This window comes from Peribacillus sp. NPDC058075 (assembly GCF_042885195.1).
GTDB lineage: Bacteria > Bacillota > Bacilli > Bacillales > DSM-1321 > Peribacillus.
The window spans coordinates 18,716-43,467 of sequence record NZ_JBHVSL010000004.1 but is presented as its reverse complement, the minus strand read 5'-3'; the positions used below and the strand labels follow the sequence as shown (position 1 = coordinate 43,467).

19 protein-coding genes are annotated in these 24,752 nt (G+C 38.3%); 17 read left to right on the top strand and 2 right to left on the bottom strand.

All coding sequences use genetic code 11. The annotated features are described in order from the left end of the window. The first annotated feature begins 6 nt into the window (after window positions 1-6). The 4 genes from ACFVS1_RS22750 (at window position 7) to ACFVS1_RS22735 (ending at window position 4,127) form a co-directional block, all read left to right on the top strand. Window positions 7-2,061 carry a CD3337/EF1877 family mobilome membrane protein gene (locus ACFVS1_RS22750; RefSeq protein ID WP_387550778.1) on the top strand — a complete coding sequence of 685 codons (2,055 nt, stop codon included), beginning with the start codon at window positions 7-9 and terminating at the stop codon, window positions 2,059-2,061. Between the two features lie 92 nt (window positions 2,062-2,153). Beyond that, on the top strand, window positions 2,154-3,188 hold the full coding sequence (locus ACFVS1_RS22745) for a bifunctional lytic transglycosylase/C40 family peptidase (protein ID WP_387550775.1): 1,035 nt from the start codon (window positions 2,154-2,156) through the stop codon (window positions 3,186-3,188). Between the two features lie 17 nt (window positions 3,189-3,205). After that, window positions 3,206-3,736, top strand: coding sequence for a hypothetical protein (locus ACFVS1_RS22740; RefSeq protein WP_387550772.1), 531 nt, complete (start codon window positions 3,206-3,208; stop codon window positions 3,734-3,736). Window positions 3,737-3,965: 229 nt separating this feature from the next. Then, a complete protein-coding gene (locus ACFVS1_RS22735; protein ID WP_016236194.1) occupies window positions 3,966-4,127 on the top strand; it encodes a hypothetical protein in 162 nt (53 codons plus the stop codon). Between the two features lie 348 nt (window positions 4,128-4,475). Here the strand turns inward: ACFVS1_RS22735 and ACFVS1_RS22730 are convergent, their stop codons facing one another. Together ACFVS1_RS22730 and ACFVS1_RS22725 are read right to left on the bottom strand one after the other, a co-directional pair. After that, complete coding sequence (locus ACFVS1_RS22730; protein ID WP_387550769.1) at window positions 4,476-5,090, bottom strand: hypothetical protein; 615 nt, start codon at window positions 5,088-5,090, stop codon at window positions 4,476-4,478. Between the two features lie 582 nt (window positions 5,091-5,672). Beyond that, window positions 5,673-7,097, bottom strand: a complete 1,425-nt coding sequence (locus tag ACFVS1_RS22725; RefSeq protein ID WP_387550766.1) for an NAD-dependent succinate-semialdehyde dehydrogenase — start codon at window positions 7,095-7,097, stop codon at window positions 5,673-5,675. 332 nt (window positions 7,098-7,429) lie between these two features. Between ACFVS1_RS22725 and ACFVS1_RS22720 the strand changes: the two genes are divergently transcribed. The 13 genes from ACFVS1_RS22720 (at window position 7,430) to ACFVS1_RS22660 (ending at window position 24,723) form a co-directional block, all read left to right on the top strand. After that, window positions 7,430-8,431: a Gfo/Idh/MocA family protein gene (locus tag ACFVS1_RS22720; RefSeq protein ID WP_387550763.1), complete on the top strand. Its 1,002-nt coding sequence runs from the start codon at window positions 7,430-7,432 to the stop codon at window positions 8,429-8,431. A gap of 58 nt (window positions 8,432-8,489) precedes the next feature. After that, a complete protein-coding gene (locus tag ACFVS1_RS22715) occupies window positions 8,490-9,512 on the top strand; it encodes a LacI family DNA-binding transcriptional regulator (protein WP_387550760.1) in 1,023 nt (340 codons plus the stop codon). Between the two features lie 208 nt (window positions 9,513-9,720). Then, window positions 9,721-10,923, top strand: a complete 1,203-nt coding sequence (locus ACFVS1_RS22710) for a diphosphate--fructose-6-phosphate 1-phosphotransferase (RefSeq protein ID WP_387550757.1) — start codon at window positions 9,721-9,723, stop codon at window positions 10,921-10,923. 46 nt (window positions 10,924-10,969) lie between these two features. Then, window positions 10,970-11,971: an inositol 2-dehydrogenase gene (gene iolG / locus ACFVS1_RS22705; protein WP_387550754.1), complete on the top strand. Its 1,002-nt coding sequence runs from the start codon at window positions 10,970-10,972 to the stop codon at window positions 11,969-11,971. A gap of 23 nt (window positions 11,972-11,994) precedes the next feature. Beyond that, window positions 11,995-13,860: a 3D-(3,5/4)-trihydroxycyclohexane-1,2-dione acylhydrolase (decyclizing) gene (gene iolD / locus ACFVS1_RS22700; protein ID WP_387550751.1), complete on the top strand. Its 1,866-nt coding sequence runs from the start codon at window positions 11,995-11,997 to the stop codon at window positions 13,858-13,860. A 22-nt stretch (window positions 13,861-13,882) separates the two neighbouring features. Continuing rightward, the gene (gene iolB / locus ACFVS1_RS22695; RefSeq protein ID WP_387550748.1) at window positions 13,883-14,689 is read left to right on the top strand and encodes a 5-deoxy-glucuronate isomerase; all 807 of its coding nucleotides are present in this window, start codon (window positions 13,883-13,885) and stop codon (window positions 14,687-14,689) included. A gap of 73 nt (window positions 14,690-14,762) precedes the next feature. Next, on the top strand, window positions 14,763-15,680 hold the full coding sequence (gene iolE, locus ACFVS1_RS22690; RefSeq protein ID WP_387550746.1) for a myo-inosose-2 dehydratase: 918 nt from the start codon (window positions 14,763-14,765) through the stop codon (window positions 15,678-15,680). A 339-nt stretch (window positions 15,681-16,019) separates the two neighbouring features. Beyond that, complete coding sequence (locus ACFVS1_RS22685; RefSeq protein WP_387550743.1) at window positions 16,020-17,438, top strand: sugar porter family MFS transporter; 1,419 nt, start codon at window positions 16,020-16,022, stop codon at window positions 17,436-17,438. 185 nt (window positions 17,439-17,623) lie between these two features. Beyond that, window positions 17,624-18,832 carry an MFS transporter gene (locus ACFVS1_RS22680; RefSeq protein WP_387550741.1) on the top strand — a complete coding sequence of 403 codons (1,209 nt, stop codon included), beginning with the start codon at window positions 17,624-17,626 and terminating at the stop codon, window positions 18,830-18,832. A gap of 504 nt (window positions 18,833-19,336) precedes the next feature. Then, entirely contained in the window at window positions 19,337-20,890 is a 1,554-nt protein-coding gene (locus ACFVS1_RS22675) for a sugar ABC transporter ATP-binding protein (RefSeq protein ID WP_387550738.1), read from the top strand. Between the two features lie 4 nt (window positions 20,891-20,894). Continuing rightward, complete coding sequence (locus ACFVS1_RS22670; RefSeq protein WP_144551387.1) at window positions 20,895-21,893, top strand: ABC transporter permease; 999 nt, start codon at window positions 20,895-20,897, stop codon at window positions 21,891-21,893. Between the two features lie 192 nt (window positions 21,894-22,085). Beyond that, window positions 22,086-23,099: a zinc-binding dehydrogenase gene (locus tag ACFVS1_RS22665; protein WP_387550734.1), complete on the top strand. Its 1,014-nt coding sequence runs from the start codon at window positions 22,086-22,088 to the stop codon at window positions 23,097-23,099. Between the two features lie 634 nt (window positions 23,100-23,733). Beyond that, window positions 23,734-24,723 (top strand): sugar ABC transporter substrate-binding protein, encoded by a 990-nt coding sequence (locus ACFVS1_RS22660; protein ID WP_387550731.1) that lies wholly within the window; start codon window positions 23,734-23,736, stop codon window positions 24,721-24,723. Window positions 24,724-24,752: the final 29 nt, after the last annotated feature.

Sequence of the window (24,752 nt, the reverse complement as noted above, 5' to 3'; positions counted from 1 at the left end):
GATTGGATGCAAACCCTTAAACAAGGCCTAGGCTTTTGTTTAGTGTTGTTGGTTCTTCTCTTGCCTACATCTTCCGTTGCAGAAGATGCGGCCCCTACTGTTCCGAAAAAAGAGGAAACAGTGGGACGTGTGACATTGGAAAGTAAGGAATATCCTCTCTATCATTATCAGATGGAAGCAGATATTGGCGACGGTATTAAGGAAGCTGGCGATAATGCGTTACATGCCATTAATCAAGGAATGTGGGGATTTAATAAAACCATTGCCAGTTTTACTTTATATTCGGTTAACCAGCTGATGTCCTTTGATTTGATTGGGATCATTGTTGATGAAGCTGCAATCATGAGTGAGCGAATCTATGAAATCATGTCCGGAACGTTTTTATCCTTATTTGTTATTTTAGTGGGAGGTACAGCTGCCTGGCGTTACCTTGTAAATCAACAGGTCGGCCATGCAGTGAAATCAATCCTTGGAGCTATGTCTATCATGGTTATTACTTTTTGGTTTTATTCAGATGCAACGGGAAACATTAAATGGCTGAATGATCGGGGGGCGGAGCTCGAAGGAATTGCAAGCTCTGCAAACGTTTTGGTCAGTTCTGATGAGTTTGACAGCAATGCTGCCTATGATTCAAAAGAAGGAATTGCGGTGTTGGAAAATCAACTATTTAACTTAATGGTGAAGCGTCCATATTTACTCATGAATTATGGTTCTACCAAAGAATCTGATGTAGTAAGCGAGGATCCAAACAGACTTGATAGCCTTTTAGAAATAAAACCAAATACAGAGGAAGGGGAAGAGCAACGTAAAGTAGTAATTGAAGACGAAGTTAAAACATATGAAAACAAACAAATGTCATCCAGTTTTAGCGGTGAACGGTTCGGATACTTGATTGTCACGATTCTTTCCACCATTGCACTTTCCGTTCCAATCCTGTTATTAGGGGTCTTTAAGTTTTTACTTCAAGTATGGTTCTTGGCGTTGGTCATTTTCACAGCCATACCATTAGTTCTATCCGTCATTCCTTCTTATAGTGAAACAGCCTTGAATCACGGGAAGAAGCTTGTGGGAGTAATACTTATGAAAGCGGGATTAGTCCTTTTGATTGCCGTCATTACTGGACTTGTCACTTTGCTTTACGAATCCGTAAAAGTGACGAATGGTGCAGAAGGGTATGTCTTTGTTGTCTTTCTTATCTGCATGACCATTTGGGGATTGTTCAAATATCGTTCTGAAATCTTTGAGGTTGCTTCTGCTGGTATGGTTCAAGGTCAGCAAGTAGTAGAGAGAGCGACAATCCATACACTTAATAAGATGGAGGATGCTGGTGAAACAGGATTCAAGGGAGCCAAAAGAATGGTCGCCAAAGCTTATAGAAGCCATCAAAATAAAAAGCATCAAGAAGAATATCAGTCGAGAAAAGAAGGCTCGGACCGAAAGACCTTTACCCATCCACCCGTAGCAAACAGTGGAAGGTCAGAACATCGAAAAGCTGTTGGTGAGAATTCACCTCAAAAACCAGGTGTAGGAAGAAATCAAGGGCAACTAGCAACTGGAAAGGGCTCGGAAAATAAAGCAACGGGTTTGAATACAGGAATGTCCAAGAGATCAGCTTCACGAAATGCAGGAGCTGCGATTGTGGATTTAAAGGATTATAAAAGTGAAAAGGTTGAAGGGGCAACAGGCAAAAGAACAGTCAGTGGACAACCTTCACGAAGTTCTGAACGTACCGTTCCGGAATCTAGGAAACCTGGTGCGAACCCTCCGAAGTCAACTAGACAAGAGAATAGAAAACAAGAACAGCCTAAGCCTTCCAGGCAACTCACAGAGGGGGTACATGACCCTGGAAATCAACCTTCCCCGCATCGTAATCCGGCCACAAAAATGGAAAGCAAACAAGAAGCAGCAGCATCAAGAGAACCAGTCAAACACCTAACGCAATGGGAAATCCAAAAGAAGATTGATACTAGAAAAGCTAAAGTATCACCTTCCGTATCCGTCAAACGTTCGGAGGGCAGTAAACCCAAAGCCAAGGAGACCGAAAAGGATCGAAAAGGATAATTCGAGAGAAGTGAGTAGTTATCATGACAGGTATGTTTGTGAACATACACACTCATTGTTTTGTCAGAATCTCTTTTTAGAAAGGAGTTCCTATGCAAGGCGTTTTAAAGAAAGGTGCAAAGGCCGCAGGAACCATTGCCATTCTCAAAAACCCTTTATCTTGGATCATTGCAGGCATCCTTCTCCTCCTTACATCGCTCTTCGGATTTGCCTTGTTCATTTCAATTAGCTTGGGCGGTGAGAACCAGCTTGAATCAGGTATGTCCGGTGAAGGAGCAGGGGGAACAGCGCAGGTGTCTTCTGAAGTCATACGATACGAGCCGTTAATCCGGAAATATGCGGAACAAAATGGGGTTGGGGAATATGTCGGACTTATCCTGGCCATGATCCAACAGGAATCAGGTGGACGTGAATTGGATGTGATGCAATCTTCCGAATCGATCGGGCTCCCACCCGGTGCCATTACCGACCCGGAGTATTCCATTCAGGTAGGCGTGAAACATTTTGCAGAAGTGATGAAGCTAGCCAAAGGTGATGTAAACCTAGCTTTGCAAAGCTACAACTTTGGAGATGGATTTATCGGATACGCATTGGAGCGTGGAGGCTATTCCAAGGAAGTAGCCACCCAGTTTAGTCATAGGATGGCTGCTAGGGAAGGGTGGAGCCGTTACGGTGATGTGAATTATGTGGACCATGTCATGCAATATTACAACGGTGAAGATGGCAGCATGGTTGTCATGGGGGACGGTTCGCAATCTTTTGATGTAGAGGAGGTTCATAACATCATGAAACAGTACCTCGGCCGGCCCTATGTATGGGGAGGCAGGACACCAGCAGCAGGAGGGTTTGACTGCAGTGGGCTGTTGGAATATGCTTTTGCACAGGTCGGCGTGGATATGTACGGGACAGCTCAATCGCAGTACAACAAAACAAAGCCGGTTTCAGAGGAACATATAAAGCCGGGTGACTTCGTTTTTTTCTCCACCTATAAGCCAGGGGCTTCGCACGTTGGTATGTATGTGGGGAATGGTCAATTTATCAATGCCAATAGCAGTGGTGGAACTTCTTATTCGTCCGTTGAAGAATGGAAAAACTTATATCCCTTCCTAGGTTTTAGACGAATCTAGAAATGGAGGTGCAGGGCATGGAGCCAACCCAAAAGAAAAATTTCTTGCTTTTAATGATAGTATTCATCATTGCTGCTTTGATTATTATGTACGTTTTCAGTTTGCGTTCACAGCTACAGGAAGTCAGAGCCAACCAGGGGAACTATGAAGAGCAGATTCAGTCCCTATCCTCCATCCAAAACACGGATGCTTTAAAGGTGAACCGCCAGTTTCTGGAGAGTTTTTTCACCTATCATACTACTGCCGAACGGTATAAAAAAGTTGAACCATTCATGACCGATCAAGGATTCAAAGCGACCCATCCTTCCGGAACAGAACTTCCAGATTCGGAAGAATCGGTGAAGTCGTCCATGGTAGGCCTGAAGCCATTTGAATATCAGACCTCTAAAACGGATGCTGAATTTTTTAATGAATTTAAACTCACTACGGAATTTAACAATGTGGCTGCAACCGACACGGTTATCGTTAAAACTTCGCTCATTTTTGTGAAAGAGCAAGGATGGAAGGTTGATGATGTTGAGTTCATTGGTCAATTAACTGGACATTAAAAAAAGTTTGTTTGAGTTTTCCTATTACATTTACACCTACATTTCATATTATTAGAGACTTGGTAATTGAATTAGTATGTGTGTGTGTATGAACCATTAGTATGTAAGTTTTAGCAAACATCCGCCTCGTTTCTACATAAATATGGTATAATTACCGTATGTAACTGGCCGGGTGGGAGGTTGCCCTAACCCTATCTCTTATATCTAAGAGTGAAGGGAGGTGACCGCAATGGATATTCTAAAAGACGTACTAGTGGAAGTGGCTAAAACAGTTGCCAATTCGACAGTTGTTTATTTATTTAGCTTGCTTCCTGCTAAAAAAGTCCAAAAGAAAACCACCCGTTCTCTGTCCAAAAAGCACGGGCGGCCTTCTAATAAGCGCAAAATTTAGGAGCAACCGACCCACTTTGGATTGGTTACTAAGGCGAGATGTTAGCGCATCTCGTCTTTTTTATATATTCCACATTATAACATAAATATACGAAAAACATAAAAAAGAAACTTGATTTTCAATAGTTCTTCTTTTATTATTCTCTGGTTATATGGTCCTTTTTCGTTCTTCTTTAGAACCTCACGAGTAATTTCTTTACCTATCATTACTTCCCTCCCTCACCCGAAAAGGCATCCATCCCCGGCTGTCTTTTTCTAATTCTATTGAAATCAGGTAGAATAAAGAAAAAGAAAACCATCGATGTCCCAAGTATTCTAAGAAAGTAGCAGCATGTATTGGAGAGGGCTTTTATTTGTACTTTTTAACCAAATCGAGGATAGCAATTTCAATAAGATCGGATTTATTGAATTTCTGTTGGTCTGCGAAGCTATCCAGCAAAACCCCAACGTCCTCATTTATGACAATCGTCTTCCGTACCTTTTTGCCTTTTTCTAAAGTCACTACCCTTTGATACAAGTCATCTCCATGACTATCTTGCTGGTCGTTAAGAACATATTCTCTTATTAAATCTCTAAGAATCGCTCTTTCTTCTGGTGTGAATTCCGTGTGAATCGAACTTTTATCTTGAGTTCGTACGTTATTCACATCGAGGGGAATAGGATGTGAATCCTTTTTCGTGTCGTGTGAACTTTGATTCACATTGAATGCGTGTATAGGTGTAGTCTGTTTCACCTTAGGGTGACTATTCTTAGATTTGATGAACTCAAACACTGATGTATAAAGAGGTTCTTCCCCTTCACCTACATAGTGCCAGCCCTTTTGACCAGAGTTTCGATACTCGTATCCAGCATTGTGTAAAGCTTCTTTTAACTTCTTCTCACCAATATGAACTTTCTCTTTTGCGATCTTGGCTATGGTATTTCCGGTTATCAATAGGTCGTCCAATATTTCCTTGATTTTCATGATTCACATTCCCTTCACGCTGATATCACTCTTAATTCACCTATTCTACATTCTGGTGTGAATTCCCTCCGATATTTCGAACGGAATTACCAAATACCCTTACATCATAAATCCCTGTTCAGAGGAACAACCATGCAACAATAAATCGTAGAATAAGGATTTCTAGTAATCCTCGGGAATGTAAGCGCTCTCCAATATAATGAAAATGGGTTGGATGGCATGTGTGGCTGTCATAGTATCTGGCGTAGGTGGGGCCAATACCGGAGGAGGACTTAGTGAACTTATCCTTTTTTATCTGAATAAAATTATACATAAACAATAGAAATGAAAGATGATAGACCCTTTGGCTTACAAGGGGATTATTTTGGTGTATCTTCCTCTAATAGAGATGTAATTTTTAATTTAATCGATTAGAGAGAATTACTCCTGTGCGCTTGGATAGCCTAAAGACGCTATCAAAAGAAATAATCTATATTTGTATAATGCACTAAAAACCTCGGTAGAATATAAGTTTTGGATTCGAAAATAAAGTCAGTATGCTAAAAAGCGCATCCCAAATCGGGGATGCGCTCAAAAAGCATATCAAAGACCAAGTGAAATATATTTAAGCTCCAGGAATTCATCCAATCCCCAATGTCCACCTTCGCGACCAAGGCCACTTTCTTTAAAGCCGCCAAACGGTGCTTGTGCAACAGAAGGAAGTCCATCATTTAATCCTATGATTCCATATTCAAGACCTTCAGAAATTTCAACAGCCTCTGAAATATTTTCAGAGAAAATGTATGCAGCAAGGCCGAATGGAGTATTGTTAGCACGCTCAATAACTTCTTCAGTTGTACTATAAGTTGTAATTGGAGCAAGAGGGCCAAAAGTCTCTTCGAACATGCACTCCATATCATCTGTTACATTTGTCAGTACAGCTGGTGTAATGAAATGCCCCTTAGAATTTGCTAATTCTTCGCCACCTAATTCTAGGACAGCTCCTTTGCTCTTAGCATCTTCAAGCTGAGCTTTTACTTTGTTTACTGCGTCAGCGTCAATAAGAGGACCAATCTCGACACCTTCTTCCAATCCGTTACCAATTTTCAACTTACTTACTTCATTTTTAAAGACTTCTGTAAACTCTTTCTCAATCGATTCGTGAACAAAAATGCGATTAGCACATACACAGGTCTGGCCGGCATTACGGAATTTTGAGCCAATTAATCCTTTAGCAGCCTTTTCAATATCAGCATTTTGGGTCACAATATATGGTGCGTGGCCACCAAGTTCAAGAGAAACTTTTTTCATGGTATCAGCTGCTTGTTTCATTAAAACTTTCCCAATTTCAGTTGATCCTGTGAAAGTTATTTTACGTACTCGACTATCATCCATCCAAGCACCTACTACTGATCTTGAATCTCCAGTTACAACATTGATTACTCCTTTAGGAATGCCAGCTTCATGAGCCAACTCAACAAGTTTTAGGGCTGTAAGTGGTGTCAGCTTGGCTGGTTTCACAATCACTGTGCAACCGGCTGCTAGAGCTGGAGCTACTTTTCGTGTAATCATGGCAGCTGGAAAATTCCAAGGGGTAACAGCAGCTACAACACCAACTGGCTGCTTTATAATGAGTAAGCGCTTACTCAAATGGGACGAAGGAATCGTTTCTCCATAAATTCTTTTGCCTTCTTCAGCATACCAGGAAATAAAACTATTAGCGTAATTAACTTCTCCAATGGCTTCCTGTAAAGGCTTACCTTGTTCTTCAGTCATGACACGGCCAATCTCTTCCTTGTTCTCATCAACAAGATGAAACCATTTCATCAATAATTCAGAACGCTCACCAGCAGTTTTTTTAGACCAAGTTTTAAACGCATTAGCTGCTGCATCTGCCGCTCTTTTACCTTCCTCGGCACCTCCATCAGGAACAGTGGCTATCACCTCTTGTGTAGCTGGGTTTTTGACTTCAATTGTTTTTTCAGTTTCAATCCATTGGCCATCGATGTACATTTTCCAAGTTTTCATAGAAATTTACCTCTCCTTTTTCTAGTGTGTTGACCAGTATTAACTACCCCCATTCTCAGACTAATCAAGCAAAAACGTCAAATAAGAGAATGAGATAAATAAGTTTTTTAGTAGTTTTATGGTTAACAAAATAAGATTTTTATATTGAAAAATAAACTGGCTTACTAATATTACAAACGCCTTTAAGAGTTATTTTAAAAACAAAATAAAAATTGAAAAAATCAGAAAAATGTTTATAATTAAAGGAAAGCGCTTAACTTATTTGTAACTATATCATAATTTATGTTTTTAAGTATTGCAAGATAAACTTATTGAAAATGGAGGATACATTGATGGAAATGGTTAACTGGGGAATTATGAGTGCAGCAAACATCGCTTTTGATGAAGTCGTTCCGGCTTTACGCCGATCAAGCCGAGCAATAGTAAAAGGAATTGCTACTAAGTCGCCTCAAAAAGCAAAGCGCTTTCATATTGAGAATGTATTTACTAGTTACGAAGAATTAATAAATGATGAACATATTCATGCTATCTATATTCCTCTCCCAAACTCTCTTCATGCTGAATGGGCAATAAAAGCAATGGAAAAAGGAAAACATGTATTACTCGAAAAGCCGGCAGCACTAACTGAAAAAGAAATGTATAATATGAAAGAAGTGGCTGAATCGAGTAATGTAATACTGATGGAAGCTTTTATGTATCAATTTCATAAGCAACACAAGCGTATCAAAGAACTTCTAGAAAGCAAAATAATAGGTGAATATCGTCATTTAAAGGCACACTTTTCCTGGATGCTCCCTGATGAAAATGATATTAGATTAAACCCAGAACTTGGGGGAGGGGCGATGAGAGACGTGGGCTGTTATGGATTTCATGCACTTACACAGATTATTGGTTTTAAGCCGGTAAACGTTTCCATGACCGGGAGTCTAAAAAATGTGCGTCCAGATAATCCAGGTGTTGATTTAACCTCTACTTGTGTTCTTATTGATGAGCAGGAACGTACGGCTACAATTACAGCTTCCATGGAGCTTCCCTTTTTAGATCGATACGAAATAATAGGAGAACTTGGAGCGATTACACTTAATTCTTCTTTCCGGCCAGATTTGTCTGTAGAGAAGCGAGGCGAATTAGTTGTAAAAGATAAAAATGGAATAGTCACGATTAAAGAAACTTTTGAAGATGATCAATATCTAAATCAGATTGAACATTTCCAAGACTGTATTTTAGAAGGGGAAAAGCCGATATACAATATGGAACAGTCGGTTGAAATGTCTCGTTATCTTGAAATAAGCTACAAATCACTTTACAATAATTCTAGTTTGACAAAAATTTAAAGGATAAATCTTTTTTAATATAAAATGCTAATAATATAAAAAGAAAGGGTGGTGGGATATGAAAATTACAATTTACGATGTGGCAAAAGAAGCAAATGTATCAATAGCTACAGTATCAAAAGTAATTAATAAAAATGGAAGAATTAGTGAAAAAACCAAAAGAAAAGTGTATAAAGTGATGGAAGAATTAAACTATCAGCCAAGTCTCATCGCATCTGCATTGATGGGTAAGCAAACTAAAACTATTGGGTTATTTATTCCTGATTTGGCTAACCCCTTTTTTTCTGAGCTCGCTAGAAGTATTGAAGACCGCGCAAATGAGTTAGGGTATAATGTAGTGATATGTAATACTGACTATTTGATTGAAAAAGAGAATAAATATATATCTCTTCTAAAACAGAAAAGTGTAGATGGGTTTATTTTGGCGTCGGGGTTTGAAAAGTTAAAACAAGTCGAACAATTAATGAATGAAGACATTCCAGTTGCCATAGTGGCACGTGATTTTCCAATGTTCCCTGTAAATGCAGTAGCAGTGGATGACTTCATGGGAGGTTTTGAAGCCACAACTTATTTAATTGGTTTAGGACATAAAGATATTGGTATTATTGCCCGTGATGTTTGGAGTAACAGAGAGCGTTTAAGAGGATACAAAGAAGCTATGGAAATTAATGGTTTAGAAATACCGGATTTCAAATTTGCAGAAGATACCACTATAGCTGCAGGAGAAGAAGTTACAAAAGAATTTTTAAAAAGCAAAAAGCCTCCCACTGCCTTATTTGCTTGCAACGATTTATTAGCAATAGGGGCTATTCAAGCTGCAAAAGCGCAAAATGTAAAAGTGCCTGATCAATTATCAGTTGTTGGTTTTGATAATACCATGATTGCAGGCATTGTCGACCCGCCTTTGACTACTATAGCCCAGCCAATACAACGGATGGGTCAGGAAGTTGTGAATCTTATGATTAAAATGATAAAAGGTGATAAGGAAAAAACAAGGCTCACTTTGTTGCCGGAACTTGTAATCAGAGAATCAACAAAAGAAAAAGACAATAATGAACGGATAATTCATCTGAATTTATAAGTGAAGAATGATCATTCCGGAAGCTTATTTTAATACTTTAGGCTCCGGGATACTCTTTCACTTAGTCATAATTTTAAAAAATAAATAAAAAAGTTGCATTTTTCTAAATAATTAAATAAAATGGTAATTACAGAAAGTAAAGCGCTTAACCAAATGGAATACATAAATGCAGCGTAGCGCTACTTAACTAAAAGAGAGGGGACCAAGAATGAATGGTAATTGTATGATTGTTCAATCTGGAGGTCCAACAGCTGTCATTAATAATTCAATAGTCGGCATTGTTGATGAAGCCCTCAAAAGTCAATTTAGTGGACAGATTTTTGGTGCTGTAGGTGGGTTGCACGGCCTATTGAATGGAACTTTCACAAAGTTACATGAAATGAATAGCAAAGATCTTTATCAATTGCGTCGTACACCAGGTGCAGCTTTAGGAACCTGGAGATACAAATTAACTCCAGAAGATTTCGGAGAAATTATTAGAATTTTAAAAAAGAATAATATTCGATACTTCTTCTATATTGGCGGAAACGGGTCAATGAGTGTAGCAAAATTGGTTGAAGAGTACGCTAGAGCTCGGAAATATGAATTAACAGTAATTGGAGTGCCAAAATCTATTGATAATGATTTAAATGGTACAGATCATTCACCGGGTTTTGGAAGTGCGGCGAAATTTCTTGCAACATGTGTATTGGATATTGAAATGGATATGGAAAGTTATCCTGGAAGCAATAGAATAACCATTCTAGAGGCAATGGGCAGGCATACTGGCTGGTTGGCTGCAGCATGTTCATTAGCTGATACTGAAGAAAGTCAATGTCAGCAAACCATATATATACCTGAAAGTCCATTTGAAATGGGAAAATGCCTTGAAATGGTTTCTAAAGCTTATAATGAAAAGAGAAATTCTATCATTATAGTATCTGAAGGAATTAAAGATACAAACGGGAATCTTGTTGGAGGAAGCAACATCAAAGAAGATGTTTTAGGGCGTCCGAAATTAGGCGGTGTTTCCTCATTCCTAAAAGAAATTATTGAAACAGAGTCAGGAATTCAAACAAGGTGCATTGAACCAAGCATTTGGCAAAGAAGCAGTATGATGTTTGCTTCAAAAACGGATGTAAACGAAGCGTATGAAGCAGGTAAACAAGCGTGGATGCTTGCTCAAATGGAGTACAATGGAGTTATGGTGGCATTAGAGAGAGAAAAGGAAAATGATGATTATCATATCACTTATAAATCAGTTGAATTGTCAGAAGTAGCTGGGAAAGAACGGTTTTTACCAATCGAATGGTATAATTCGGATAAATGTACAATGGTAAAAGAATTTAAGGAATATGCCTCTCCTTTAATTCAGGGTGAGATGTTTGTTCCAACACAAGATGGGCTTCCGAGATATCAGCGAATTATTTAAGTAAGCGCTTTATCAAATTATTATTTTTAGTAAAGGTGGGGTTAATTTGGAAGGGAAAATCCGTTGCGCAATAATTGGTATAGGCAGGCTAGGATATGTTCATGCCGAAAATATTGCAAGCCGTATTAAAGGAGCAGAACTTGTCACGGTAGTCGCATCAAGAAAAGAAAGTGCAGAAAAGGCTGCACGCGAATTAGGTGTAGAAAAGTGGACGACAGATCCACAGGATGTGTTTGAAGATTCAACGATTGATGCTGTTATAATTGTAACACCTACTAAAACACACGCTGATCTTATCATACGAGCAGCTAAGCACGGAAAACATATTTTTGTAGATAAACCACTTACAGAAACACTAGAAGAAGCAGATGAAGTAATTAAAGCTATCCAAAAAAATAACGTAATTTGCCAAGTTGGTTTTATGCGTCGTTTCGATTTTTCTTATGCTGAAGCAAAACGCAGAATTGTAAACGGTGACATTGGACAACCTCTTTATTTTAAAGGATTGAGCCGGGATCCTGGGTCTCCACCAGAAGATTATATTAAGACAAGTGGCGGAATATTCTTAGATCTTAGTGTTCACGATTATGATATTGCTCGTTTCTTAGTTGGAGATGAGGTTGAATCTGTTCAAACTTACGGCACTGTTCTGGTTCATCCATTTATGAAGAAATATGGGGATGTAGATCAGGGCGTAACAGTTTTACAATTTAAAAACGGTGCACTAGCAGATATTGAAGGCAGCCGCAATTCTACATTTGGTTATGATATTAGAGGAGAGGTTGTTGGAACAGAGGGGGCTATCCAAATAGGATCTCTTCAAAACCATAATAATATAATTCTTACTAATAAAGGGTCATACCACGATAATATTCCAAGTTTTCCATCAAAGTTTAAAGCTGCATTCTTATTAGAACTTGAGCACTTTATCGAGTGTTTACTAGAAAAGAAAGTTCCTCTTATCAATGAAGTAGATGGAAAGATAGCCTTAGAGATTGCGATTGCCGCAACGGATTCATTTAAAACTAGCAAAAAGGTCTATCTTTAATATATAAAAAGGAGAAATGAAAGATGAAAACAATTCGTTTAACAATGGCTCAGGCCCTATTAAAATTTTTGGACAATCAATATGTAGAATTTGATGGCAAGGAAACAAAATTTGTAAAAGGCGTTTTTGGTATTTTTGGACACGGTAACGTAACGGGTATGGGGGAAGCTCTTGAAAATCATACGGGTGAATTGGTATATCTTCAAGGGAAAAATGAGCAAGGTATGGTTCATACTGCAACAGCTTATGCAAAACAAAAAAATCGACTTGAAATTTATGCGTGTTCAACTTCTGTTGGTCCAGGGGCATTAAACATGGTAGCGGGTGCTGGAACAGCGACAGTCAACCGTATCCCAGTATTGCTTTTGCCAGGTGATAATTTCGCAAATCGTCAGCCTGACCCAGTTTTACAGCAAATCGAGAGTCCTGTTGATTATACAGTAGCAGCAAGTGATGCTTTTAAGCCAGTAAGCAAGTACTGGGATCGTATTACACGCCCTGAACAACTCATGACAGCTGCTTTAAATGCTATGCGCGTTCTAACAGATCCTGTTGACACAGGCGCAGCCACTTTATGTTTGCCACAAGACGTACAGGCAGAAGCTTTTGACTATCCGGAAGAGTTCTTTAGAAAGCGTGTACATTATATCGAAAGAAGAACACCTTCTGAAACTGCAGTACAGCGTGCAGTTAAGCTAATTTCTGAAAAGAAAAATCCTATCATTATTGCAGGCGGAGGCGTCCATTATTCACTCGCTACAGAGGCATTAAGTAATTTTGCAGAGAAATTTAACATTCCTGTTGGAGAAACACAAGCTGGAAAGAGCGCTCTTTCTTGGAAACATAATAGGAACATGGGCAGTATTGGGTCAACTGGATCTTTAGCATCTAACATTCTTGCAAAAGAAGCAGACCTGATTATAGGTGTCGGTACAAGATTGACAGACTTCTCAACATCATCAAAAGCAGCATTCCAAAATCCAGAAGTTGAATTCTTGAATATTAATGTTAGCTCGATGGATGCATTAAAATTGGATGCGCAAATACTAGTAGCTGATGCAAAAACAGGTCTAGAATTGTTAACAGCAGAGCTTGAGAAACAAGAATACAAATCAAGTCATGAGGAAAGCCGTCTTGAAGAGTTGAAATCAAATTGGAATCAAGAAGTTGACAATTACTATTCTGCTGAACATCCTGATGGTCTTGCACAAACAAGAGTACTGGGCGATATCAATAAATTTATTGATGAAAAAGATATTATTGTTGCAGCAGCTGGAAGCATGCCAGGGGATTTACACCGCCTGTGGAGAAATACAGTTCCAAAAACATATCACATGGAATACGGCTTCTCTTGTATGGGATATGAAGTTGCGGGAGCACTAGGAATTAAGATGGCTGTGCCTGAGCAGGAAGTATATGCACTTGTCGGCGATGGAAGTTATTTAATGCTACATTCTGAACTTGTGACAAGTATTCAGGAAAACAAGAAAATCACAGTGCTTCTTTTAGACAACAATGGTTTCCAATGTATTCATAATCTTCAAAGAGGTCAGGGAAGTAACGGGTTTGGTAATGAATTCCGCTACCGCTCAGAAGAGGATAACAAGCTGACTGGTGAATATTTAGAAATTGATTTTGCTGCAAATGCTCGTTCAATGGGTGCAAAAGGATATACGGTCCATACACTTGAAGAACTTCAAGATGCCCTTGAAAAAGCAAAACAAGAAACAGTTTCTACATTAATTGATATTAAAGTTCTTCCTGGCACTTGCACAACAGGATATGAGTCATGGTGGCGTTTAGGAGTTGCAGAAGTGTCTACAGATGAAAAGGTACAAAAAGCACACAAAGCTATGGAAGAAAAAGCTGCAACTGCGCGTAAGTATTAATTAAATTTTTGGGAGGAAAAAAATGTCTAAATTATTAGTGAAACCAAACCAAGAAGTTGGCCGGGACGGTAATTTAATCAACATCACACCTGAATCAGCAGGATGGAAATACGTAGGTTTTGAAGTCTATAAATTAAATGAAGGCCAGACATTTGAACAAGAAACAAAAGATCAAGAAGTAGCGGTTGTTATTTTATCAGGTCGTGCAAATGCATCTACAAAAGAAAAGTTATGGGACAACATTGGAAAACGAATGAGCGTTTTTGATAATATTCCTGCTTATACAGTTTATATCCCAAGTGGCGACCAAGTTAAACTAGAAGCTTTAACAACATTAGAAATTGCTGTATGTAAAGCGCCTGGCAAAGGCACTCATGAAGCAAGATTAATTACTCCTCAAGATGTAGGAGTAGCGAAACGCGGCGCTGGAAGCGTTCAACGTGAAATTCATAATATAATTCCAGAAGATCAGCCAGCAGACAGCTTGTTTATTTTTGAAGTATTTACACCAGAAGGCAACTGGTCTAGCTATCCACCTCATAAACACGATGAAGATAATTATCCTCAAGAAGCTTATTTAGAGGAAACATACTACTACCGTATTGATAAGCCTGAAAATGGTTTTGCAGTGCAACGAGTATACACAGATGACAAAACTTTGGACGAAAACATTGTAGCAAAAGACGGAGATGTTGTCCTTGTGCCAGGTGGTTATCATCCTGTGTCTGCACCTCCAGGATACAATTTATATTACTTGAATGTCATGGCGGGTCCAATAAGATCATGGAAGTTTACACCTGATAAAGACCATGAATGGGTAACACAATAAAAATACAACAGGGTAAAGTAATATGTGTTTCATAGCGCTTCACCCTTTCTTTTGACACTAAGGAGGCATTAAGATGACGGAATCCCTAATTCCCTTTAACCTAGGCATTCACCCAATTAACTGGGTTGGAGAAGACGTATTAGAACATGGTGACTTTTATACGTACGAGCAAGTTATGGAAGAAATCTCTTCTTTGGGTTTCAAAGGAACAGAAGTCAGCCGCAAATTTCCGAAAGATCCAGTTGAACTCAAAAAAGCTTTAGATAAATACGGATTACAGCTTACTACGCAATGGAAGTCCGTCTATTTTTCTGACCCAGTTAGACATGAAAGTGAACTAAAAGCCTATCGTGAACATGCAGAGTTTTTATCAAAATTTGGATGTAAGGTTATCAGTACAGCTGAGATTGGCGGATCAATGCTGAACCAAGATCTTACGCGCGGACAGGATGAAACGGAAGTCCGCCAATTAGATGAAGACGGTTGGAAATACATGGTGGAAGGCTTGAATAAAGCAGGAGAAATTGCAAATGAGTATGGGATGTCGCTTGTTTATCACCATCACGCGGGGACGGTTGTAGAACAGCCAGAAGAAATTCAGCGTTTAATGGAAATGAGTGATCCAAATCTTGTTTCTCTATTATATGATACAGGCCATGGTTATTACGGTGGGAATGATCCGGTTGAATTGCTTGAGAAATATTATGATCGAGTACAATATATTCATTTAAAAGATATTCGTCAGAAAGTGCTTGATTCAGCTCGAGCTGAAAAATACACAATTAAGCAATGCATCAGTAATGGCATGTTCACAGTTCCTGGGGATGGATGCCTTGATTTCGCATCTGTTTTCGAAATATTAAAAAAACGGGGTTATAACGGCTGGGCTCTAATTGAAGGGGAACAGGATCCTTTAAAGTGCAATCCTTATGAATATGCAAAGAAATCAAAAGATTATATTGAAAGCCTTTTTAAAAAGGTCGCCAAATGACTTGTGTAAAGTAAAAGTTAGGTAAATGAAGTATTCAGACTAATAATTATCACTTACATAGCCTGCAAATTTAAGAAGAAAAATTTGCAGGTGAATTTTTAAAATTAAAAGGAAAGCGCTTCATCCATGATAAATTAATTGGTGCAAAAGAGATTAATCAATGGGGGAGAGGGTTTAACAATTGTTAGCGCATGCTTCCTGACATCTAAATAATAACCATATTATTGAAATTTATCTGAATCCACCGGCAACCTACTCGCTTACGTCTTTTTAAGTTCCTTAAAAATTGGGGAATCAGTGCTTTCACTCGTGACGAAACAATAAGAGGTGTACAGAAAAATGAATAATAACGCAGGACAATCAACATTTTTACGCAAAATAATCATAATTTCAACCTTAGGAGGACTCCTATTCGGTTATGATACTGGTGTCATTAATGGTGCACTCCCATACATGACAGAAGAATTTGGTTTAACGTCTTACACACAGGGTCTTGTGGCTAGCTCGCTTTTATTAGGAGCAGCAATTGGTGCGTTATTTGGCGGCCGGTTATCAGATTATAATGGGCGAAGAAAAAATATTTTAATGCTGGCAGTTATCTTTTTCATTGCCACTCTCGGATGTACGTTTGCCCCAAACCTTACAGTTATGATTATTTCCCGCTTCCTTCTTGGTCTTGCGGTTGGTGGTGCTTCTGTTACTGTTCCGGCTTATTTAGCTGAAATGTCTCCAGCAGAACGCCGCGGCCGCATTGTTACACAGAATGAATTAATGATTGTCAGCGGTCAGTTTCTTGCCTTTGTTTGTAATGCAATTCTAGGTAACACCATGGGACACAATGAACATGTATGGCGTTATATGTTAGCAATTGCAGCTGTTCCGGCGATCTTCTTATTTATCGGTATGCTTCGTGTGCCGGAAAGCCCACGCTGGCTCGTCTCAAAGAAGAAAAATGAACAGGCATTAACTGTCTTAAAACGGATTCGTACAGAAGACCGGGCTAAAAAAGAGTTAGCTGAAATTAGGACAACATTTGCAGAAGAATCAGATATGGAACAAACAGGTTTGATGGGTATTACTATACCTTGGGTTCGACGTATATTATTTATCGGTATCGGAATCGGTGTCGTACAACAAATTACCGGTGTTAATTCGATCATGTATTATGGAACAGAAATACTAAAAGATGCAGGTTTTGCAACAGAGGCGGCGCTTATTGGAAATATTGCCAACGGGGTTATCTCCGTCCTGGCCACATTTGTCGGCATTTGGCTGTTAGGGAAAGTCGGACGCCGGCCAATGCTGATAGTAGGGCTTATTGGCACAACAACAGCTTTACTATTAATGGCTATCTTGTCAAGTGTTTTAGAAGGTTCTAGCTCACTTCCATATGTTGTCCTTTCATTAACAGTTACATTCCTTGCATTCCAACAAGGAGCAATTTCTCCAGTAACATGGTTAATGATTTCTGAAATTTTCCCACTCAAAATTCGCGGGTTTGGAATGGGTATTACTGTATTTGGTTCGTGGATTGTTAACTTCTGTGTTGGATTATTTTTTCCAATCATGCTTGCAAAAGTTGGTTTATCCGGAACATTCTACATTTTTGTTGCATTCGGTGTTTTGGCCATCACTTTCGTGAAAAAATACCTCCCAGAAACACGCGGGCTTACACTTGAACAATTGGAGCACCAACTCCGTAACCATGGAAAAGACCTAATAAATCACAATACGTATATTGATAAGAAACGAGCATAGTAATAACCTCAAAGTAATAGATATTACTATTTCAAAAGAGAACTTAGTAGTTCTCTTTTTTAACTTTAATTGACCTATTTCATTTGTAACAGAAGAATTATTATTGAAGACAATGGATTCTAGCTATGTTACGTAAAAAGGAGTAATTTAAGAGAGCGCTTAACAATAGGAGAGGAGACTGTGATTTGGAAACGCCATTAATAAAAGAAAAAACTACAGTTATCCTTACAAAGGATCATTTTAACTTTTTAGCAGCTATTTTTTGTTTCTGGTTTGCATTTTATATTTATGCACCTGTTTTTGGCATATACTTACAATCAATTGGGTTGACCTTTTCGGCAATTGGCATTATTTTTGGAAGCTACGGTATTACTCAAATCTTGCTGCGTTTTCCGCTCGGGGTTTTATCTGACTTCCTTCAAAACATTCGTAAGTTACTCCTAGTTGCTGGTTTTATAGCAGCGTTATTAAGCAATCTAATCCTCGTTTATTTTGATTCATTTTTCTATGTCTTAACTGCCCGCCTCCTGGTTGGTATAACTGCTTCTATGTGGGTCATGGCCACAGTGTTGTATTCTCAATATTTCACCGCGGATCAAGCATCAAAGGCAATGGGTATTATACAGTTTATAACAGTAGCAACGCAATTCGTCAGTATGGCCATTAGCGGGTGGCTGGTTCATCACTTAGGCTGGAATTTTCCATTTTGGGTGGGCGCTGCAGCCTCAATATTAGGTATTTACTTTGCATTAAATATCAGAGAAGTGAAGCATAATCCAATTTCTATGCCTGAAAAGCCCGTTGATTACTTAAAAAAAACGGTTAAAATACCACAATTAAAAATGCTAACACTGTTATCGTTAATTGCCCATGCAGTTTTATTTATCACGATTTTTGGATTTAGCCCTATGTATGCAGCAGAGTTAGGGATGAAAGAACAGTCACTTATGTGGCTAACCAGTGCTTTTTTTATCCCACATTCCCTTGCTTCTTTAAGCTTTGTTTTTTTTAAGCTGGATAGGCATTATAATAAAATTGTACTTGCTATATGTTTTTTCCTATCAGCTGGCTCTTTAATTGCAATTCCGTTTACCGAATCAATTTTTCATTTTAATCTAATGCATATTTTGATAGGTCTATTCCTCGGATTCATTTTTCCAATTCTGCTGGGTGAAGTCATACACGTCAGTCCAACTGAATATAAAATGTCTGCAATGGGATTCTTTCAGTCATTTTATGCAATTGGCATCTTTCTTGGTCCACTAATCGCAGGTGTTATTACTGAAAATAGCAGCTTGGGTACTGTTTTTATTTTCACTGGAGGGCTTGCTTTATTTGCTGTTGTATTAGTCTTATTGTTTTCACGGACAAAATTTGACAACTCCGATGCATAAACAATGTAAGCTTCTTAGCTAAGACCTTCTGGACCACTATCTAATATAAAATTATATGAACATTTCAGCACTCTGCAGGAGCTATTTTATTTTGTTGCTTTCTTGATGATTAATTATTTTGATTTTTAAAAATCCCGATAATATTCATGTCGAGGCCACTGCTTGTGAAAAGAAAATAACCGTCTTATAAGGTTATGGAACTTTATTATAATGACAAGAGAATATAAGTTTTTTTAATCTCAATGAAATTACTGAATATTCAATTAAAAAAGTGTTGAAATTGAATGAATATGGTTTTATACTAAAATTGTCAAAGAAAGTGCTTACCAATAAAAGTTAAGCGCTTTCCTAGAGTTTAAGGGTAAGGGAGGACTATTTGGACATATCCAGTAAAGTTAAAGGTTAAAGCAGAATGTTGGCACTTAATAAAGAAAAAACTCCTGTAGGCGTTAAAAGAAGCAAACAAAATAATCTACTCGATTAGATGGGTTAGGAGGGAACTGGATGTCTTTAGAACTGAACGACGTGAAAGATCCTTTTTTAGGAAAAAACGTTATTATTAAAGAAATGAAGACAATTCTTAAGATGAAGGATGTTAGTAAATCTTTTTCAGGGGTCCCGGTGCTTCACAATATTAATTTGGATGTAGAAAAGGGAGAAGTTCATGTACTATTAGGCGAAAATGGCGCCGGAAAATCAACCATCATTAAAATTTTAACGGGTGCATACACAAAAGATACCGGGGAAGTTCATTGGGAGGGAAAAACACTCCCAGTTTCAAAACCCAAAGATGCCATTGATGCCGGTATCGCCACCATTTATCAAGAGTTAAACCTTATACCTCAGTTATCTATAATGGAAAATATTTTTCTAGGGCACGAAATGAAAAAGGGAAGTAAGTATTCATTGCTTGACCGAGCAAAGATGAAAGAAGAAGCAAGAACATTAATGAAACGGCTCGGACAAAAAGTAGATACGGACGAATTAGTGGGCAATTTAGGAGTTGGACAACAGCAACTAGTCGAAATTGCTAAAGCGCTTTCCCTAAATGCTAAGTTAATCATTATGGATGAACCAACCTCAAGTTTAAGTGCCCAAGAAGCTGAACAGCTGCTGACAACCGTAGAAAAACTCCGTGCACAAGGTATGACATTTATTTATATCTCCCACAGATTAGAAGAAATCAAACGAATAGGTGATCGTATTACCATTCTACGAGACGGAACAAAAGTAAAAACGGTCCATGTTGCAACCACAAGTATAGATGAAATGATATCTTTAATGGTTGGCCGGACTCTTGACAATAAATTTCCTAAGAAAGAATTTGTACGTGGAAAGGAAGGATTCAAGATTCAAGGGTTTAAACTAAGCCCAGAGTCTAATCCGATTGATTTTACAGCCTATCAAGGTGAAATACTAGGATTCTCAGGGCTGGTAGGATCTGGCCGAACAGAGCTGGTTAGAGGGATTTTTGGAGCTGATTCTATTGCTGATGGAAAAGTGTTTGTATTTGGAGAAGAGAAAAAAATTAAAAGCCCTCGAGACGCCATTCGAGCGGGCATCGCTTTTATTACAGAAGACCGCAAGGAAGAAGGGCTATTTTTGGATCAGTCACTCATCTTCAACAAAACCATTGCCAAGCTTCAAAAAGTTAAAAATAATGGACTGATAAATCCGAAAAAACAAAAAGAAGTAGCTGATCAATATGTGAAAGATCTTAAAATTAGACCAGATAATATTAATTTATTGGCACGTAATTTAAGTGGTGGAAATCAACAGAAGGTAGTTATTGCAAAGTGGCTCTTTACTGGAGCTAAAGTATTTATTTTTGATGAACCAACGCGTGGGATAGATGTTGGTGCCAAAGTGGAGGTTTACAATCTCATTAACAATCTGGTAGAAGCGGGTGCCTGTGTTATTATCATTTCCTCTGAACTCCCGGAAATACTAGGGATGTGTGATCGGATTCTAGTGATGCACGAAGGCTCTATTACTGGGGATTTACGACGTGAAGAGGCAGATCAAGAAATAATAATGAAAGCGGCTACAGGAGGCTGATTATATGTCACAACCAGCAAATACATTGGAAACAGTAACCCCTCAAGTCAAAAAAAGCACAAACTTTAAAAGCATTATTAATAAATTTGGTGCCTTGTTTGGATTAATTGGCCTTTGTATCATTTTAGCGCTCTTATCACCAAGCTTTATTCAAGTAGACAACGTTATGAATATCGCTCGACAATCGTCCATCAACGCTCTGCTCGCTCTTGGAATGCTTTTGCCGATTTTAACAGCAGGTATTGATTTATCGATTGGTTCTATCTTAGCTTTTTCAATCATTACTGCAGGGATGGTTTCTGTTACATGGGGAATGCACCCTATTCTCGGTGTAATTGTTTGTCTGGGAGTGGGAGCCTTGGCAGGTACCTTAAATGGCCTTTTGTTAACGAAATTGCGATTGCCTCACCCATTTATTGCAACATTGGGAACGATGAATGTATTCCGTGGACTTGCCCTAATTGTTACAGGGGCTTCTCCTATATTTGGATTTCCCTACTTACTAAATTTTGTTGGCCAAGAAAATATCGGGATAATTCCATTTAGCTTCTTGTTAGTTATCATTGCATATGTATTTTTTCACATATTTTTAACTCGCTCATCTACCGGAAGATACATCTATGCGATTGGTGGAAACCCTGAAGCAGCACGTCTATCAGGTATTCCAGTAGATAGAATCTTGATAATTGTATACACACTGAGTGGATTTATGGCAGCTTTAGGAGGCCTTGTATTGATTGGCCGTACCAATTCAGCTTCACCAATTGCTGGATTATCCTATGAACTTGATGCCATTGCTGCAGTTATTATCGGTGGCGCTAGTTTCTTAGGAGGGGTAGGTACCGTATGGGGGACACTTATTGGAGCATTAATCATTGCAGTACTCCGAAACGGTCTTAACTTGCTTGGAACATCATCTGACTTACAAACAGTCGTGATTGGCGCGGTTATTATTGCAGCCGTATTTGTAGATGTTCTCCGTCGTCGCTCCGCAAAAAAATAGTGAGTAAGCTATTGTTTAATAAGAATAAATGGGTCCAGGATAAACTGATTCAGTTTTTTAAAAGGAAGTTTATTTTATGATTTGAAGTGCAGGCATCTGCCTACTACAAACAAAAATTTTTTATTAATATGTATGCCTGGTGCAAGTGCATTTCTAAATTTTAAATGGCTTTTAAAGAATAGGAGATGAAGTATGTTAACAGCAGTATTCGAAAAAGTAGGCAGTTTAGTATTACAAGAAAGAGAAGTCCCTGCTTTAAAATTCAATCGGGATGTAAGGGTGAAAGTTGAAGCAGCAAGTATCTGTGGCACGGATGTCCACATTTTAGCAGATCCTCCGGGACACCCAGCTACGCCTGGCGTTATCCAAGGACACGAATATGTAGGAGAAATTGTTGAAATTGGTGAAGAAGTAACAAATGTAATGGTTGGGGATCGTGTAGTTATAGATCCTACTATTACTTGTGGAGAATGTCATTATTGTCAGATAGGCAACCAAAATTTATGTGAAAATGGCTCAAGTATCGGGATTTTTGTGGATGGGGGATGGGCTAAATATAGTGTTCTTCCATCAAAAAATGTTTATAAAATTTCAAAATCAGTCCCATCCGAAATTGCCGTATTGGCTGAGCCGCTGTCTTGTGTTATTGGGGGCACTGAAAAATTAAAAGTTCAACCAGGTGACAATGTCGTCATTATTGGTGCGGGACCAATGGGACAATTATTTACTCAGGTTTTGAAAGCAGCAGGAGCAACTGAAATTATCTGTGTTGACTTATCAGAATATCGACTAAAAGTTGCAGGCTCATCAGGTGCCACGCATCTTGTAAATCCAGGAAGCCAAGATGTTCAAAAGGCCGTAAAAGAAATTACTGGAGTAGGGGCTGATGTCGTAATTGATTGCGTAGGTTCATTATTTGGACAATGCATGAATCTTGTCCGCCAAGGCGGGCAGATCTTGTTGGTAGGAATGAATGAGCATGCTCAACCGCCTATTAAACAATACGATATTACACGACATGAAATTACTGTAAAAGGAACATTTATTCAAAATCATGATTTCCCTAAAGTAATTAAAATTTTAGAATCAAACCAACTAAATTTAGATGTACTTATTACCCATAAGATTTCACTAGAAAACATACATGAAGGAATGGAAATAATGGGTAAGGGAGATGCTATCAAAATCGTAGTCTATCCAAATTAAATATGTAAAAAGTATAGTTGAGACTAAATTACATAAATTTAGTCTTAACTTAATTAACTTTAATTAATTTATAGCTTTGATTTCAAATTAAAAAGCTCTTAGCAGGAGGAAGTTGAGTGGCAAAATTTAAAAAGTATTTCTGAATAAATGTAACAATGATGGTTCTTCTTCTTTTATTGGTAGCATGAGGCAACCAAAATACAAAATCATTGTACTGAGGAATACCACCCTTATGCAGATGCGTATTGGCCAGTAGAGCATAAGTTAATTAATTTGATGTTTGAATTTATGAATGGGATTGTAAATGGAGTAAGCCCAAGCTTAATTTTGAAGATGGGTTGCGTAATCAGGTAGTACTAGAATCAATAGAGAAATCAGCTCTGCAAAAATCAAGGGTAAATGTTTCAGAAATCATAAGTAAAAGTTTGTAAGATTAGCAACTTTTTAAGTTTAAACGACATCCCTTGTTTCTGAAAATGAAAGAGTGAGGGATGCTATTATAAATAATTAAAATATTTAAAAATGTGTTGCGGCCTCATTGAAACAGCATTTATAGATTATTAAGTTAGCTTATGAACATATGCGTGCAGTAGGGAATAATAAATATCTTGATATTTCGGAGGGGGTTTGGTTAATGAGAAACATAAAATTGTTGTTTACATTATTCAGTGTAATGCTATTGCTATTGGCAGGTTGCAATGGAGGAGTAGATTCTGAATCAGGAACACAAAAAACAGAGGCTAGTGACAAAGAAGATGGGAAGCCAAAAGTAGCTGTAGTTTTGAAAGCGCTTAACACGGAATATTTTAAATTAATGGAAGCTGGAGCGAAAAAAGCATTTGAAGATCTTGGTGTCGATGGAACAATTTTAGCCCCATCTAATGAGACAGAAGTAGAAAAGCAAATTAATATGCTTGAAGATTTGTTGAATCGAGACCTAGATGCGCTAGTTGTAATGCCCAGCCAGTCGGATGCGGCTATACCAGTGTTAGAAAAATACAAAGCTAAAGGCATTCCTGTGCTGCTTGCTGATAGTGATGTGAATTGGAAGGGCAAAACAACGTTCATCGGAACTGACAATTACACAGCTGGATCAGAAGCAGGAAAAGCCCTTGCATCACAGCTTAAAAAAGGTGATAAAATTGCTATTCTTGAGGGGGTACTTGGTACTCCAACAAATGAAGAGCGCGTTAAAGGGGTTGAGGACGCGGCTAAAGAAGCAGGGTTAGAGATAGCTGCATCTCAGGCAGCTGACTATGATAGAGTAAAAGCTGTTTCAGCAGTGGAAAATATTTTAACAGCTAACCCTGATATTAAAGGAATTTTTACCGCAAATGATGAAATGGCACTCGGTGCGTTAAGAGCGACAACTTCTCGAAATATGTCGGTTCCAATCGTTGGCGTTGACGGAATCACAGAAGCAGTTGAATCCGTAAATGCTGATGGTGTTTATGCTACAGTTGCCCAAAGACCATATGATATGACCTATAAAGGTGTTGAAAATGCTTTAAAAGTATTAGATGGAGAAGAACTCGAAAAACGAATTGACAGCGGACTGGATGTCATCACAAAAGAAAATAGCGAGGAAAAACTTTCAGAATTAAGTGAGCTTTTAGGGAAATAATCAGAAATTAATTGGAAATGAGGAATCGA